Below are 14,750 nucleotides of genomic sequence, written 5' to 3'. Positions count from 1 at the left end.
GCAAGCTGCGCTCACCCCTGATGGAGGAACAACAATGAAAAACCTCGTCGAGCACCTGAGTCAATACGCGGCCTACCACCGTGATCCACGCAACATCGCCACCCACTTCATCGGCATTCCGCTGATCGTGCTGGCGGTGACCATCCTGCTATCGCGCCCCGGATGGGACCTGGCCGGTGTCTGGCTGTCGCCAGCGCTGTTGCTGGCGGGCTGGTCGGTGTGGTTCTACCTGCGCCTGGACCTGCGCTTTGGTTTGGTCATGGGCCTGCTGCTGGGGCTGTGCCTGTGGGCCGGGCAGGCGCTGGCCGTACAGAGCACCGGGGTGTGGCTGAGTGCCGGGTTGGGAGCGTTCGTGGTGGGCTGGATCATCCAGTTCGTCGGCCACTGGTATGAGGGGCGCAAGCCGGCGTTCGTCGATGACCTGAGCGGGCTGATCATCGGGCCGCTGTTCGTGGTGGCGGAGCTGGCGTTCATGGCCGGGCTGTGCCCTGAGCTGAAAAAAGCCGTGGAGGCCAATGCCGGGCCGGTGGCGATCCGCCAGAAGAAAGCGGCGATCTGACCGAGAGATTCTAGGGCCGCTGCGCGCCCCATCGCGACACAAGGCCGCTCCCACAGGCCTGTGCAAACCCTGTGGGAGCAACTGTCTTCTTTGTGGAGCTGACGCCTGCAGGTTTGGAGTGAAGCTCAGGCTTAGCACGGTCCCTGTAGGAGCGGCCTTGTGTCGCGATGGGCTGCGCAGCAGCCCCGGCAATCTCTCAAGTCACCTGAGTGCGCGACTCCACCCCCAGCTCATCCCACACCGACTCGGCCAAGTGGAAAGTGGCATTGGCCGCCGGGATCCCGCAGTAGATCGCGCTTTGCATGATCACCTCCTTGATCTCTTCGCGCGTCACGCCATTATTGGCGGCGGCGCGCAGGTGCAGCTTGAGCTCTTCATTGCGGTTCATGCCGATCAACATGGCGATGGTGATCAGGCTGCGGGTATGCCGCGGCAACCCCGGACGCGTCCAGATATCGCCCCAGGCATGCCGGGTGATCATCTCCTGGAACTCGCCATTGAAATCGTTGAGCTTCTCCAGGCTGCGGTCGACATGCGCATCGCCCAGTACCGCGCGGCGCACCTGCATGCCCGCCTCGTAGCGTTGTTTCTCGTCCACGGTGTACTCCTCAGCGGCTCGACAGGAAGTCGAGCACACGGCGGCTGAACGGCGCGCCGATCTCGACATTGGACAGGTGCGCCGCCGCAAACTCGACGTACTCGGCGCCGAGGATGCCGGCCTGCATGAAGCGACCGTGTTCAGGGGTGGTCACCGCATCGGCGGTGCCGGCGACAATCAGGGTCGGCACCTGGATATGATTGAGCTGGTCACGGAAATCAGCGTCGCGCACGGCGGCGCAATTGGCCGCATAGCCCTCGGGCGAGGTCTGCGCCAGCATCTGGCAGATGCGCAGGGTCCGCTCCGGTTCGGCGGCGGCGAACGCCGGGGTGAACCAGCGAGCGATGGAAGCATCACGCAGATCGGCCATGGCCTGCCGACCGCCCGCGAGCACGGTGCCAATGCGGGTGTTCCACACCTCGTCGTTGGCGATCTTCGCGGCAGTGTTGCACAGGGTCAGGCTGAGCAGGCGGTTTCCCGCGTTGATGCCCAGCCACTGACCGATCAGGCCACCCATGGACAGGCCGATGAAGTGGGCCTTCTCGATATCCAGGGCATCGAGCAGGGCCAGCACGTCGCCACCCAGTTGCTCGATGCTGTAGGGACCCTCGGAGACCAGCGAACCGCCATGCCCCCGAGTGTCGTAGCGCAGCACACGGAAATGTTCGGCCCATGCCGGGATCTGCGCATCCCACATGTGCAGATCGGTGCCCAGCGAGTTGGACAGCACCAGCACCGGCGCATCGTCCGGGCCATCGAGTTGGTAATGCAGTACGCCATCGGCCAGTTGCAGGTGCGCCACAGCAGTCTCCTTTCAGGCAGTGAATCGTTGATGTTCGGCCACGGCGCGTGCCACCCAGACGCGGGCCTGGCCGAGGTAGTGAGCAGGATCGAGCAGACGGTCGAGTTCGTCAGCGGACAGTTCGGCGCTGACCTGCGGTTCGTCGCCGAGCACGGCACGCAGGTGGCGCCCCTCGGCCACGGCGCGCTGGCAACATTGCTCCAGCAGGTGATGGGCACGCTCGCGCCCCAGGCGCTGGGCGAGCACGATACTGACCGCCTCGGCCAACACCAGGCCCTGGGTCAGGTCCAGGTTGCGGCGCATGCGGGCGGCGTCCACCTCCATGCCCTCGGCGATCAGCTGCGCCTGGCGCAGGGCGCCGGAGACCAGGCAGCAGATTTCCGGCAGGGTTTCCCATTCGGCGTGCCACAGGCCGAGGCTGCGCTCGTGCTCCTGGGGCATCGCGGCGAACAGTGTCGATAGCAGACCCGGTACGCGGGTGGCGGCTCCGATCAGCACCGCCGCGCCCACCGGGTTGCGCTTGTGCGGCATGGTCGAGGATCCGCCCTTGCCCGGCGCGCCGGGCTCGAACAGCTCGCCCGCCTCGGTCTGCATCAGCAGGCTGACATCCCGCCCGAACTTGCCCAGGCTGCCGGCGACCAGGCCCAGTACCGAGGCGAACTCCACCAGGCGGTCACGCTGGGTATGCCACGGCTGTTCGGGCAAGGACAGTTTCAACTGCCCGGCCAGGGCCTCGGCCACCGGCAAGGCCTTGCTGCCCAGCGCCGCCAGGCTGCCCGAAGCGCCGCCGAACTGCAGCACCAGCAGGCGCGGGCGCAGCTCCTTGAGCCGCTGCCGATGACGGGTCAGGGCGCCGAGCACACCGGCCAGCTTCATCCCCAGCGTCACCGGCGTCGCATGCTGCAGCCAGGTGCGCCCCACCAGCGGCGTGTCGGCATGCTGCAGCGCCTGGCGTGCCAGGGTGTCGGCCAGCTTGCCGAGATCGCCGTCGATCAGCGCCAGGGCGTCACGCAGTTGCAGCACCAGGCCGCTGTCCATCGCATCCTGGCTGGTGGCGCCCAGGTGCACGTAACGTTCGGCCTCAGGCACGCCGCTGGCGACTACCTTGCCTAGGGCCTTGACCAGCGGAATCGCCGAGTTGCCGGCGATGGCGATCGCTTCGGCCAGGGCTCGCACATCGTAGCGCTCGGCCTTGCAGGCCGCCTCGATGGCGCTCACCGCCGTGTGCGGCACCAGCCCGGCACCCGCCTCGGCGCGGGCCAGGGCGGCCTCGAAATCGAGCATGCCCTGCAGGCGGCCACGGTCGGAGAAGATCTCGCGCATGGCCGGCGCGGTGAAGTAGGCATCGAACAGCTGGTTGCTCATGCAACGTCCTTAATGATCATGGTGCAGGTAGGCCGCCTGCTTGGGCAGGCGCAGGCTGAACAGGAAGGCCACCGCCATCATCGCGGTCACGTACCAGTAGAAGGTGTTCTCCATCCCTAAGGTTTTCAAGCCCAGCGCCACGTACTCGGCCGAGCCGCCGAACACCGCGTTGGCCACCGCATAGGCCAGCCCCACGCCCAGCGCACGGACCTGCGGCGGGAACATTTCGGCCTTCACCAGGCCACTAATGGAGGTGTAGAAGCTGACGATGCACAGCGCCAGGCTCACCAGCACGAACGCCATGAACGGGCTGCTCACGGTCTTCAGCGCCATCAGCAGCGGCACGGTGAAAAGCGTGCCCAGGGCGCCGAACAGCAGCATCGAGTTACGCCGGCCGATACGGTCGGAGAGCATGCCGAACACCGGCTGCAGGATCATGAACAGGAACAGCGCGCCGGTCATCACGAAACTGGCGCTCTTGGCGTTCATGCCCGCGGTATTGACCAGGTACTTCTGCATGTAGGTGGTGAAGGTGTAGAAGATAAGCGAACCACCGGCGGTGTAGCCCAGCACGGTGACGAAGGCGGCTGCATGGTTGCGAAACAGTCCACTGATGGTGCCGGCGTCCTTGTCCTGGCGAGTCTCGGCGCTGCTGGTCTCCTTCAGCGAGCGGCGCAGCATCAGCGAGATCAGCGCGGCGATGGCCCCGACCACGAACGGAATGCGCCAGCCATAGGCCCGCAGCTCCTCCTCGCTGAGCAGTTGCTGGAGGATCACCACCACCAGCACCGCCAGCAACTGGCCGCCGATCAGGGTGACGTACTGGAACGAGGCGAAGAAGCCACGCTGGCCGCGCAGCGCCACTTCGCTCATGTAGGTCGCGGTGGTGCCGTACTCGCCGCCCACCGACAGGCCCTGGATCAGCCGCGCCAGCAGCAGCAACGCCGGCGCCCAGGCACCGATGCTGGCATAGGTCGGCAGGCAGGCGATGATCAGCGAGCCACCACACATCATCAGCACCGAGATCATCAGCGAGTTCTTGCGCCCATGGCGGTCGGCCAGGCGGCCGAAGATCCAGCCGCCGATGGGGCGCATCAGGAAGCCCGCGGCGAATACCCCGGCGGTGTTGAGCAGCTGGACCGTGGGGTCGTCGGAAGGGAAGAACGCCGGGGCGAAATAGATCGCGCAGAAGGCATAGACATAGAAGTCGAACCATTCCACCAGGTTGCCCGACGATGCGCCGACGATGGCGAAGATCCGCTTGCTGCGCTCTTCACCGGTGTAATAGCTGGAAGTCATGGTGTTTTTACTCCTGGGAGGTCACTGCAAAGTCTAGACATACCCAGTAACAATCTTGTTCCGCCACAGCATTGACCATTAGCCTTGTGTCTTACAGGTCCGGCCTCTTCGCGGGTAAACCCGCTCCCACAGGAGGTACGTGATGCCCTGTGGGAGCGGGTTTACCCGCGAAGAGGCCGGTACAGGTCAGACCCGCTCGATGGCCAGCGCCAACCCTTGACCAACCCCCACGCACATCGTCGCCAGGCCTCTACGTCCACCGCCCTTCTCCAGCTGATGCAACGCCGTCAGCACCAGCCGCGCGCCGCTCATGCCCAGCGGATGCCCCAGGGCGATGGCGCCGCCATTGGGGTTCACCTGCGGCGCATCGTCCGCCACGCCCAGCTCGCGCAGCACCGCCAGCCCCTGACTGGCAAACGCCTCGTTGAGCTCGATGACGTCGAAATCCGCCACCGCCACACCCAACCGCTCGGTCAGCTTGCGCACCGCCGGCACCGGGCCGATGCCCATCACCCGGGGCGCCACACCCGCGCTGGCCATGCCCAGCACCCGGGCCCGTGGGGTCAGGCCATGTTTCTTCACCGCCTCGGCCGAGGCCAGGATCAGTGCGGCGGCGCCATCGTTGACGCCCGAAGCATTGCCTGCGGTAACCGTCTTGTCCGGGCCATTGACCGGTTTCAGCCTGCTCAGCGCCTCCAGCGTGGTTTCCGGACGCAGGTGCTCATCCTGCTCGACCACGGTCTCGCCCTTCTTGTGGGCGATGCGCACCGGCACGATCTCTTCGGCGAAGTAACCGGCCGCCTGCGCGGCGGCGGCCTTCTGCTGGCTGCGCAGGGCGAAGGCGTCCTGGTCGGCGCGCGATACCCGATAATCGTCGGCGACGTTGTCGGCGGTCTCAGGCATCGCGTCCACGCCGTACTGCGCCTTCATCAGCGGGTTGACGAAGCGCCAGCCGATGGTGGTGTCCTCCAGCTTCATGCTGCGCGAGTAACCGCTCTCGGCCTTGCCCATCACGAACGGCGCGCGGGACATCGACTCGACGCCACCGGCGATGGCCAGCTCCATCTCGCCACTGGCGATGGCGCGAAAAGCGCTGCCGATGGCGTCCATGCCCGAGGCGCACAGACGGTTGAGGGTCACGCCGGGAATGGTTTGCGGCAAGCCGGCCAGCAGCAGCGCCATGCGCGCCACATTGCGGTTGTCCTCGCCGGCCTGGTTGGCGCAGCCGAGGAACACTTCGTCGAGCAACTCCCACTGCACCTGCGGATTGCGCTCGACCAGCGCCTTGAGCGGCACTGCCGCCAGGTCGTCGGCGCGCACGCCGGCCAGGGCGCCGCCGAAGCGGCCGATGGGGGTGCGAATGGCGTCGCAAATGAATACGTCACGCATCAGGCTTCTCCTGCCGACTGGCCATGGGCGGCGGCGGTGCGCGCCTCGAGGTCGCGCAGGGCGGACAGCTCCACCTCGCTCGGCGCGGCGGTTTCCTGTACGTCGTCGGCGAAGCGGATCGCCCAGCCGGTGGCGGCGATGATCTGCTCGCGGGTGACGCCCGGATGGATCGAGGTGACCACGAATTCGTGGGTGCCGGCCTCCGGTTCCATGATGCACAGGTCAGTGATGATCCCGACCGGCCCCTCACCCGGCAGGCCTAGGCGCTTGCGTGAATCGCCGCCTTCGCCATGACCGACCGAGGTGATGAAATCGAGCTTGTCGACGAAAGCGCGCGGCGACTGCTTGAGAATGATCAGCACCTGCTTGGCGGAACCGGCGATTTCCGGCGCGCCGCCGGCGCCCGGCAAGCGAGTCTTCGGTGCGTGGTAGTCACCGACCACGGTGGTGTTGATGTTGCCAAAGCGGTCGACCTGGGCGGCGCCAAGGAAGCCGACGTCGATGCGCCCACCCTGCAGCCAGTAGCGGAAGATCTCGCCGGTCGGCACCACGGTGTCGGCGGTCTCGGCCAGCTCGCCATCACCGATCGACAGCGGCAGCACGCTGGGCTTGGCACCGATCGGGCCGGACTCGTAGATCAGCACGACATCGGGCGACGAGGTCAGGCGCGCCAGGTTGGCGGCCTTCGACGGCAGGCCGATGCCAACGAAGCACACAGCGCCGTTGCGCAGACGACGGGCCGCGGCGACGGTCATCATTTCGGAAGTGGAGTAGCTCATTGCGCGGCCTCCGCGGTGCTGGCCAGCTTGGCCTGGTAGTCGGTGAAATCCTGGGTGCCGCGAATGTAGGTGTCGATCCAGGCGGTGAACGATTCACGGCTGCGGGCGATCGGGTCCCAGGCCTGGTAGAAGCGATTGTCGCGCTCGTAGTAGCCATGGGCGTAGGACGGGTGGGCACCACCGGGCACCAGGCACACCGCGCTGAGCGCCCAGGTCGGCAGCACACAGGCATTCATCGGTGCCTGAAGGTCATCGACGATTTCCTCGACGGTGACGATGCAACGCTTGGCCGCCAGGGCCGCTTCCTTCTGCACACCGAGGATGCCCCACAGCAGCACGTTGCCCTTGCGATCGGCCTTCTGCGCGTGGATCACGGTTACGTCCGGGCGCACTGACGGCACGGCGGCAAGCACTTCACCGGTGAACGGGCAGGTGACGCTCTTGATCAGCGGGTTGACCTTGGGCAGGTCGGAGCCGGCGTAGGCGCGCAGCACCGCGAAGGGCAGTCCGGAAGCGCCGGCGACATAGGCATTGGCCAGGTCGGCATGGCTGTGCTCCTCGATCTCGATGGCGTGCGGCCACTGCTTCTCCACCGCGTCACGCAGACGGTGCAGCGAACCCACGCCCGGGTTGCCGCCCCAGGAGAAGATCAGCTTGCGCGCGCAGCCGGCACCGATCAGTTGGTCATAGATCAGGTCCGGGGTCATGCGTACCAGGGTCAGGTCACGCTTGCCCTGGCGGATGATCTCGTGGCCTGCGGCGGTGGGGATCAGGTGAGTGAAACCTTCGAGGGCGACGCTGTCGCCATCCTGGATGAACTGCTTCACGGCCTCGTGAAGCGAGAGGATTGCTGCCATTGGAGACTCCTGGTCAGGTCGAGTCGAGTCAGTGAGCAGCGGGCCATTGCGTCGCTGCGATGGGCCCAGATTACGGAGACTGTCAGGGTGGTTACAATCCGATAATCGCACTTTTGTGCGATTATCGAACCATTTGTTGCTCTGCTATTTATATGCGCCCCTATCGCCTCAAGTCGCGTCGGCGTGGCTCACCAGCCCCTTCACCACCACGCCGACGGTGGCCAGCGCCGCCGGCACCAGCAGCGCGGTCAGCACCTGTTCGAAGTTCCACCCCAGCCCGAGCAGCGTCGCCCCGCTCCAGGCACCGAGAATCGCACCGAAGCGACCGATCCCGAGCATCCACGACACCCCGGTGGCGCGCCCCTGGGTCGGGTAGAAGCGCGCCGCCAGCGACGGCATGGCCGATTGCGCGCCGTTGACGCACATGCCGGCGACCAGCACCAGCGTGGCCAGCAAGGTGATGTTGCCCAGGCTCTGCCCTACCGCGTAGGCGAACACACCCGCCAGCAGGTAGAAGATGCCGATCACCTTGTGCGGGTTGAAGCGGTCCATGGCCCAGCCCACGGCCACCGCGCTGAGTACCCCGCCGAACTGGAACAGCGCGCCGATGAAGGCGGCCTGCTCCATGCTCGCGCCACTGTCACGCATCAACGTCGGCAGCCAGCTGGTCAGCAGGTAGACGATCACCAGGCCCATGAAGTAGGTCAGCCACAACAGCACGGTGCCCAGGCCATAAGTACCCGAGAAGATCACCGCGAACACGTTGCGCGCTGCCACGGCTTTCTGCTCCGGCACGCTGAAGCTCGATGCCTGGGCCACCAGCGCCGGCGCGATCGGCGCCAGGGTCTTGCGTACCTTCTCGGTGCCGCGATTGCGCACCACCAGGAACCGCGCCGACTCCGGCAGCCAGACCAGCAGCACCAGCGCCAGCAGCAACGGCAGCACGCCACCGATCACCAGCAGGCTGTGCCAGCCATAAGCGGGAATCAGCTTGGCCGAGATGAAACCACCACCGGCCATGCCGAGGTTGAAACCACAGAACATGCTGGTCACCAGCAACGATTTGAGACGTTCCGGTGTGTACTCGGACAACAGCGTGGTGGCATTGGGCATGCCAGCGCCCAGGCCCAGGCCGGTAAGGAAACGCAGGACCAGCAGTTCATCGACATTGGTCGCGTAAGCCGAGGCCAGGCTGAAGCCACCGAACACCAGTACCGCGCCGACCAGTACCCCCTTGCGCCCGAAGCGGTCCGCCAACGGCCCGGAGCCCAACGCGCCGAACACCATGCCGATCAGCGCGGCGCTCATCACCGGGCCAAGGCTGGCGCGGTCGATGCCCCATTCCTGGGACAGTGCCGGGGCGATAAAGCCCATGGCGGCGGTATCCAGCCCATCGAGAAAGACGATCAGGAAGCACAGGATCACCACCCGCCACTGGTAACGGGACAGGGGCTGGTCATTGATCAAGGACTGGACATCGAGGCAGTTGCCGACAGCGGATTGCGGATTGTTCATTGTTGTTATCCGGGAGTTGGGCACAGGCAGGCTACCGCGCATCAGGGATACGCAGGAACAGGAAACAGCGAATGCGACGGCCTTGGCTCAGCCGGAGTGCAGCAGCACCGTGCGCGGGTGCGGCCGCGACAGCGAAGGGAAGGTATTCATGGGGATGCCCTCGGGCCTGTTGTTATTGTCCGGTCGGCGAAGCCGACTCGTGCGACAGACATTAATCAGCAGGCGGGAGCGGCGCAATTCGTCGGGAACGACACTGTGCGTTTATCGAACACAAAGCGCCCATGCCCCTGTGGGAGCACTGTCTTGTGCAGATTCCTCGATCTGGCGCGCCCCCTGTGGGGCGGGTTTAGCCGCGAACACCGGCGAAGCCGGTGCCAGGCAGCACAAGACAGTTGCTCCCACAGCATTGCGCACAGGGATGAGTGACACCCGCATAGCTCAGCCAAACAGCTGATGGCACAGGTCCCTGCTGGCCGCCAGCAGGATCGGCAGAAAGCGCTGCTCCAACTCCCCACGGCTGACCCGACCGACATGGGTACTCACGTTCAACGCCGCCAGCACCTGCCCGGAGGCGTCATAGATCGGCACGGCGATCGAACGCAGCCCCTGCTCCAGCTCCTGATCGACCACGCACCAGCCCTGCTCGCGCACCTGCTGGATACAGGCGAAAAGCGATTCCGAGTCATGCAGGGTGCGGCTGGTACGCGCCTTGAGGTCCGCGCGGTCCAGGTATTCGTGCAGGCTGGCGTCATCCAGCGCCGCCAGCAGGATGCGTCCCATGGAGGTGCAGTAGGCCGGTAACCGCCCACCGACCGACAGGTCGACCGAGATCAGCCGCTCGACCGTGGCCGAGCGCGCTATATAAAGAATGTCGTCGCCCTCCAGCGTGGCCATGTTGGCCGCCTCGTGGAGCTGGTCACTGATGCGATCCAGGTACGGCTGGGCCGATACCGCCAACGGTGTGGACGACAGATAGGCATGGCCCAAGGTCAGGACCTTGGGCAGCAGCGAGTAGGTGCGCCCGTCGGTGGTCGCGTAGCCCAGCTTCATCAGGGTATGCAGGCAGCGACGCACCGCGGCCCGTGGGATTTCCGTGCGGTGGCTGATCTGGGCGATGGTCAGGTGCCGCTTGCGCTCCTGAAACGCCTGGATCACCGCCAGGCCACGGGCCAGCGAAGTCATGAAGTCCGGGTCGCCGGTGAACGCCTGGATGCGTTTGGCCGCCGACGCCACGATCGGCGGCGCCAACGCGGGGCTGGTGTTGCGCGTCGGCTCGGTCACTTGCGGGCCACGGTTTTCTTCGCTCATGGGCATGCCTCAAAAAATCGGTCGCTTTGTGCGATTATCGAACGAACGACCGATAATCGCAATTGACCGCTGACACTTTTACTTATACCTTTCCCCTGCCACATGTGGCTTCTTTGGAGAGACTGGTCAGGTACCCACCGTAGAAGTCCCAGGCAACGGCCTCGCCCACCAGCGAGGCCGTTTTCATTTCCGACAGCTAACAGTGAACCTTCACACGGGAAACTTGAACTTCTCATCTACTCGTCGGACCAAGCGATATCTACGCTCATCTCAACTTCACGGTCTTGATCAATCTTCGGTAAAGAACCATAGCCTTCCAGTTGCCGATTGCTATACTTCGACCCGTTGGATGCATGAGATGTATAGCGGATCCAATCATTACACCTTCGTCGCCTCATGGCCTGCCCACTCATGGCATGGGCCGCGGCTTGCCGGTGCGGTTTCGAACGACCGTGGACACTTGCAGGTCAATTCATCGCGACGATATATCCGCGCGGATATCCACACACATGATGTGTCTTGCAAAGCCCGCGCTCAACTTAACGCCAATCAGGTATTACTGTGACGAAAGAAGAACTGCGCGCAGAACTTGAGCGCCAGGCTGAACGTTACAAGGATGTTTACGGTGGTGAAGTCACCACCTACGCCGCTCAACCCGAACCCGAACGCAAACCCTGGCGTAAGCGCGCCAGCCTCCTCGACCAGGCGTTTGCCCAGGAACTGGAGAAGATGGAGAAGGACCTGCGCGCCGACGAGACCTGAGTCGAATCGGTCCCGCCGCTCGCTCGTCGCTGCCTGGAACCGACGGAGCCCTGGTCAAATTGCTACGGATGAAATGGAATCACACAAATTTCATACGAGCGTTTGAATCGTGACCGAGCATTGAGAACTCGCACAAATCGTTGTTTTTCAAGAAAATTAACGACATTTTGCGATGACTTTTCTCTGTTTTCACGCTGCCATCGGCGCCGGGCTGGCAGATGCTGGGCTGCCATCGGTCTGCGGCAGGTGCATCGATTGCCATGGTTTTCTGGCATAATCCGCCCCCCCTAAGACCGCCAGAAAACCTTCATGATCGATTTATTCAGCGGACTGGATGCCTGGGTTGTCGTGAGCCTGACGCTCGCTCTGACCTTCGTGCTCGCATTCGAGTTCATCAATGGCTTTCATGACACCGCCAACGCGGTAGCCACCGTCATCTATACCAAAGCCATGCCGCCGCACCTGGCCGTGTTCTTCTCCGGTGTGTTCAATTTCCTCGGAGTGCTGCTCGGCGGTGTCGGGGTGGCCTATGCCATCGTCCACCTGTTGCCGGTGGAACTGCTGATCAATGTGAACACCGGACACGGCCTGGCCATGGTCTTCTCGTTGCTGGCCGCGGCCATCACCTGGAACCTGGGCACCTGGTACTTCGGCATCCCGGCCTCCAGCTCGCACACCCTGATCGGCTCTATCCTGGGCGTGGGCCTGGCCAATGCCCTGCTCAGCGACATTCCGCTGGGTGACGGCGTCAACTGGCAGAAGGCGATCGACATCGCCATGTCGCTGGTGCTCTCGCCGATGGCCGGCTTCGCCGTGGCGGCCCTGGTGCTGATCGGCCTGAAATGGTGGCGCCCGCTGTCGAAGATGCACAAGACCCCGGATCAGCGTCGCAAGCTCGACGACAAGAAGCACCCGCCGTTCTGGAACCGCCTGGTGCTGGTGATCTCGGCCATGGGCGTGAGCTTCGTGCACGGTTCCAACGATGGCCAGAAAGGCATCGGCCTGATCATGCTGGTGCTGATCGGTATCGTCCCGGCCAAGTTCGTGCTCGACCTGAACAGCACCACCTACCAGATCGAGCGTACCCGTGACGCCACCCTGCACCTGAGCCAGTTCTACCAGCGCAACGCCGCGACCCTCGGCGAGTTCCTGGCGCTGGGCAAGGCCCAGGCGAGCGACCTGCCCGAGCAGTTCAGTTGCAACCCGCAGCAGACCGAGCCGACCATCGCCGCGCTGCAGTCCTCGCTCGCCGGCGTGACCGACTACCGCGCGCTGAGCGCCGAGAAGCGCGTCGAAGTCCGCCGCTACCTGCTGTGCCTGGACGACACGGCGAAGAAGGTCGGCAAGCTGCCAGGCCTGGAGGCCCGTGAAAAGGCCGACCTGGAGAAGCTGCGCAAGGACCTGACCGCCACCACCGAGTACGCCCCGTTCTGGGTGATCGTCGCCGTTGCCCTGGCCCTGGGCCTGGGCACCATGGTCGGCTGGAAACGCGTGGTGCTGACCGTTGGCGAGAAGATCGGCAAGCAAGGCATGACCTACGCCCAGGGCATGTCGGCGCAGATCACCGCGGCGTGCGCGATCGGCATGGCCAACGTGTTCAGCCTGCCCGTGTCCACCACCCATGTCCTGTCCTCGGGCGTGGCCGGCACCATGGTCGCCAACAAGAGCGGCCTGCAAGGCGGTACCGTGAAGACCATCCTGCTGGCCTGGGTACTCACCCTGCCAGCCTCGATGAGCCTGGCGGCCGGCCTGTTCTGGTTGGCGTCCAAGGCCATTGGCTGATCCCCTTTCGCGGGATTGAAAAAGGCGCCTTCGGGCGCCTTTTTCGTGTCTGCCTGTACCGACCCTTTCGCGGGTAAACCCGCTCCCACAGGCCAGGAGCCAGGCTCAAGGGCCTGTAGGAGCGGGTTTACCCGCGAAAGACCTAGCGCTTCTTGCCGCCCAGCAACGAGCCCATCAACCCGCGCACCAATTGCCGCCCAAGCTGATTGGCCGCCTGGCGCACCGCCGACTTGATCGCCTGCCCCGCCGCGCTCTGCAGGAACTCCCCAGCCTTGTCGGCGAAGCTGTCGTCATCGGCCTTGGCCTGGGGTACGGGCTCGACCGGCTCGCCCTTGCGCTGGGTCAGCAGCTCATAGGCCGACTCGCGATCGATCGGCTTGTCGTAGCGACCCGCCAGCGGGGAAGCCGTGATCAGCGCGGCACGTTCGCTCGCCGTCAACGGACCGATCCGCGACTGTGGCGGTGCGATCAGCACCCGCTGGACCATGGCCGGTGTGCCCTTCTCCTCCAGCGTGCCAACCAATGCCTCGCCAATGCCCAGTTCAGTCAGCACGGCCAGGCTGTCGAACGCCGGGTTCGGGCGGAAGCCATCGGCCACCGCGCGCAACGACTTCTGCTCCTTGGCGGTGAACGCCCGCAGTCCGTGCTGGATCCGCAGCCCCAGCTGCGCCAGCACCGCGTCGGGCAGGTCGCCCGGCGACTGGGTCACGAAGTAAACCCCCACGCCCTTGGAGCGGATCAGCCGCACCACCTGTTCCAGGCGATCCTGCAACGCCTTGGGCGTGCCATTGAACAGCAGGTGCGCTTCATCGAAGAACAGCGCCAGCACGGGCTTGTCGGCATCGCCGCGCTCGGGCAACTGCTCGAACAGCTCGGCCAGCAGCCACAACAGGAAGGTCGCATAGACCTTGGGCGCGTCGTGCACCAGGCGACTGGCGTCCAGCAGGTGGATGCGCCCACGCCCATCGCTGTCCGGGCGCAGCAGGTCCTCCAGTTGCAGCGCCGGCTCGCCGAACAGTGCCTCGGCCCCCTGTTGCTCCAGCGTCGCCAGGCGGCGCAGCAGGGCCTGGGTCGAGGCGCTGGTCATCAGCGCGCTGTCCTCGCCGAGCAACTGCGGGTTGTCCTTCAGATGCGCGAGCAGCGCCTTGAGGTCTTTGAGATCGAGCAGCAGCAGGCCGTCCCGGTCAGCCACCTTGAAGGCGGCATACAAGGCCGCCTGCTGGCTGTCGGTGAGTTCGAGCAGGTTGCCCAGCAACAGCGGGCCCATTTCACTCAAGGTGGTACGCAGCGGATGCCCCGACTGCCCGGCGATATCCCACAAGCTCACCGGATAGGCCTGCGGCCTGTGGTTCAGCCAGGGCATACCGGCGATGCGTTCGGCCACCTTGCCCTGGGGCGCGCCGGCAGCGCCAAGGCCGCACAGGTCACCCTTCACGTCAGCGGCGAACACCGCCACGCCGGCATCGCTGAACAGCTCGGCCAGATGCTGCAAGGTGACGGTCTTGCCCGTACCAGTGGCACCTGCCACCAACCCATGGCGATTGGCCAGGCGCATGGCCTGGGATACCGGCTGGCCATCCGGACCTGCGCCTATGACCATTCGTAAGGAATCCGACATATTGCTTTGTCCCCTGCTCAAGTTCTGCCACTGAACGGCCGATATTTCAAAATGATTCTTCCCAGAAAGAAAGACAGGAACACCCCGAAAAGGACCCACGGGAATTGTTGCACTGTT

Annotated in this window: 13 protein-coding genes; 3 read left to right on the top strand and 10 right to left on the bottom strand. The window is 64.9% G+C overall.

All coding sequences use genetic code 11. The features are described from left to right. Positions 1 to 34 precede the first annotated feature (34 nt). Positions 35 to 559 (top strand): Mpo1 family 2-hydroxy fatty acid dioxygenase, encoded by a 525-nt coding sequence (locus ACYUME_RS05450; RefSeq protein WP_279881446.1) that lies wholly within the window; start codon positions 35 to 37, stop codon positions 557 to 559. A gap of 196 nt (positions 560 to 755) precedes the next feature. Here the strand turns inward: ACYUME_RS05450 and pcaC are convergent, their stop codons facing one another. The 9 genes from pcaC to pcaR all read right to left on the bottom strand — a co-directional run bounded on the left by pcaC (position 756) and on the right by pcaR (position 10,471). Continuing rightward, positions 756 to 1,157, bottom strand: coding sequence for a 4-carboxymuconolactone decarboxylase (gene pcaC / locus ACYUME_RS05445; protein ID WP_186713129.1), 402 nt, complete (start codon positions 1,155 to 1,157; stop codon positions 756 to 758). A 10-nt stretch (positions 1,158 to 1,167) separates the two neighbouring features. After that, positions 1,168 to 1,959: a 3-oxoadipate enol-lactonase gene (gene pcaD / locus ACYUME_RS05440; RefSeq protein WP_460418257.1), complete on the bottom strand. Its 792-nt coding sequence runs from the start codon at positions 1,957 to 1,959 to the stop codon at positions 1,168 to 1,170. Positions 1,960 to 1,971: 12 nt separating this feature from the next. After that, positions 1,972 to 3,324, bottom strand: coding sequence for a 3-carboxy-cis,cis-muconate cycloisomerase (locus ACYUME_RS05435; protein ID WP_460418256.1), 1,353 nt, complete (start codon positions 3,322 to 3,324; stop codon positions 1,972 to 1,974). A gap of 9 nt (positions 3,325 to 3,333) precedes the next feature. Next, positions 3,334 to 4,623 (bottom strand): MFS family transporter, encoded by a 1,290-nt coding sequence (locus ACYUME_RS05430; RefSeq protein ID WP_279881437.1) that lies wholly within the window; start codon positions 4,621 to 4,623, stop codon positions 3,334 to 3,336. Positions 4,624 to 4,809: 186 nt separating this feature from the next. Continuing rightward, positions 4,810 to 6,015 (bottom strand): 3-oxoadipyl-CoA thiolase, encoded by a 1,206-nt coding sequence (pcaF, locus tag ACYUME_RS05425; RefSeq protein WP_460419293.1) that lies wholly within the window; start codon positions 6,013 to 6,015, stop codon positions 4,810 to 4,812. Next, a complete protein-coding gene (locus ACYUME_RS05420; RefSeq protein ID WP_460418255.1) occupies positions 6,012 to 6,791 on the bottom strand; it encodes a CoA-transferase subunit beta in 780 nt (259 codons plus the stop codon). The genes pcaF and ACYUME_RS05420 overlap by 4 nt, the downstream gene beginning before the upstream one ends. Beyond that, positions 6,788 to 7,648 (bottom strand): CoA transferase subunit A, encoded by an 861-nt coding sequence (locus ACYUME_RS05415; protein ID WP_460418254.1) that lies wholly within the window; start codon positions 7,646 to 7,648, stop codon positions 6,788 to 6,790. The genes ACYUME_RS05420 and ACYUME_RS05415 overlap by 4 nt, the downstream gene beginning before the upstream one ends. 168 nt (positions 7,649 to 7,816) lie before the next feature. Further along, on the bottom strand, positions 7,817 to 9,163 hold the full coding sequence (locus tag ACYUME_RS05410; RefSeq protein WP_460418253.1) for an aromatic acid/H+ symport family MFS transporter: 1,347 nt from the start codon (positions 9,161 to 9,163) through the stop codon (positions 7,817 to 7,819). Positions 9,164 to 9,601: 438 nt separating this feature from the next. Further along, positions 9,602 to 10,471 carry a pca regulon transcriptional regulator PcaR gene (pcaR, locus tag ACYUME_RS05405; protein ID WP_279881427.1) on the bottom strand — a complete coding sequence of 290 codons (870 nt, stop codon included), beginning with the start codon at positions 10,469 to 10,471 and terminating at the stop codon, positions 9,602 to 9,604. A 561-nt stretch (positions 10,472 to 11,032) separates the two neighbouring features. Here pcaR and ACYUME_RS05400 point away from each other — a divergent pair. Both ACYUME_RS05400 and ACYUME_RS05395 read left to right on the top strand, forming a co-directional pair. Continuing rightward, on the top strand, positions 11,033 to 11,233 hold the full coding sequence (locus ACYUME_RS05400; protein WP_279881425.1) for a hypothetical protein: 201 nt from the start codon (positions 11,033 to 11,035) through the stop codon (positions 11,231 to 11,233). A 309-nt stretch (positions 11,234 to 11,542) separates the two neighbouring features. Further along, positions 11,543 to 13,015 (top strand): inorganic phosphate transporter, encoded by a 1,473-nt coding sequence (locus tag ACYUME_RS05395; RefSeq protein WP_279881421.1) that lies wholly within the window; start codon positions 11,543 to 11,545, stop codon positions 13,013 to 13,015. Positions 13,016 to 13,157: 142 nt separating this feature from the next. Here the strand turns inward: ACYUME_RS05395 and ACYUME_RS05390 are convergent, their stop codons facing one another. Next, the gene (locus ACYUME_RS05390) at positions 13,158 to 14,633 is read right to left on the bottom strand and encodes a helicase HerA-like domain-containing protein (RefSeq protein WP_460418252.1); all 1,476 of its coding nucleotides are present in this window, start codon (positions 14,631 to 14,633) and stop codon (positions 13,158 to 13,160) included. Positions 14,634 to 14,750: the final 117 nt, after the last annotated feature.

It is taken from the genome of Pseudomonas sp. microsymbiont 2 (assembly GCF_054788395.1).
Note: the sequence above shows the minus strand (reverse complement) of the source record. Positions and strands in the feature narration are given on the sequence as shown.

Bases quoted from the DNA above. Each gene is read 5' to 3' on its own strand.
- ACYUME_RS05410 (WP_460418253.1), bottom strand. From the start codon at position 9,163: ATGAACAATCCGCAATCCGCTGTCGGCAACTGCCTCGATGTCCAGTCC.
- ACYUME_RS05395 (WP_279881421.1), top strand. From the start codon at position 11,543: ATGATCGATTTATTCAGCGGACTGGATGCCTGGGTTGTCGTGAGCCTG.
- ACYUME_RS05415 (WP_460418254.1), bottom strand. From the start codon at position 7,648: ATGGCAGCAATCCTCTCGCTTCACGAGGCCGTGAAGCAGTTCATCCAG.
- ACYUME_RS05430 (WP_279881437.1), bottom strand. From the start codon at position 4,623: ATGACTTCCAGCTATTACACCGGTGAAGAGCGCAGCAAGCGGATCTTC.
- ACYUME_RS05420 (WP_460418255.1), bottom strand. From the start codon at position 6,791: ATGAGCTACTCCACTTCCGAAATGATGACCGTCGCCGCGGCCCGTCGT.
- ACYUME_RS05450 (WP_279881446.1), top strand. From the start codon at position 35: ATGAAAAACCTCGTCGAGCACCTGAGTCAATACGCGGCCTACCACCGT.
- ACYUME_RS05390 (WP_460418252.1), bottom strand. From the start codon at position 14,633: ATGTCGGATTCCTTACGAATGGTCATAGGCGCAGGTCCGGATGGCCAG.
- pcaR (WP_279881427.1), bottom strand. From the start codon at position 10,471: ATGAGCGAAGAAAACCGTGGCCCGCAAGTGACCGAGCCGACGCGCAAC.
- ACYUME_RS05435 (WP_460418256.1), bottom strand. From the start codon at position 3,324: ATGAGCAACCAGCTGTTCGATGCCTACTTCACCGCGCCGGCCATGCGC.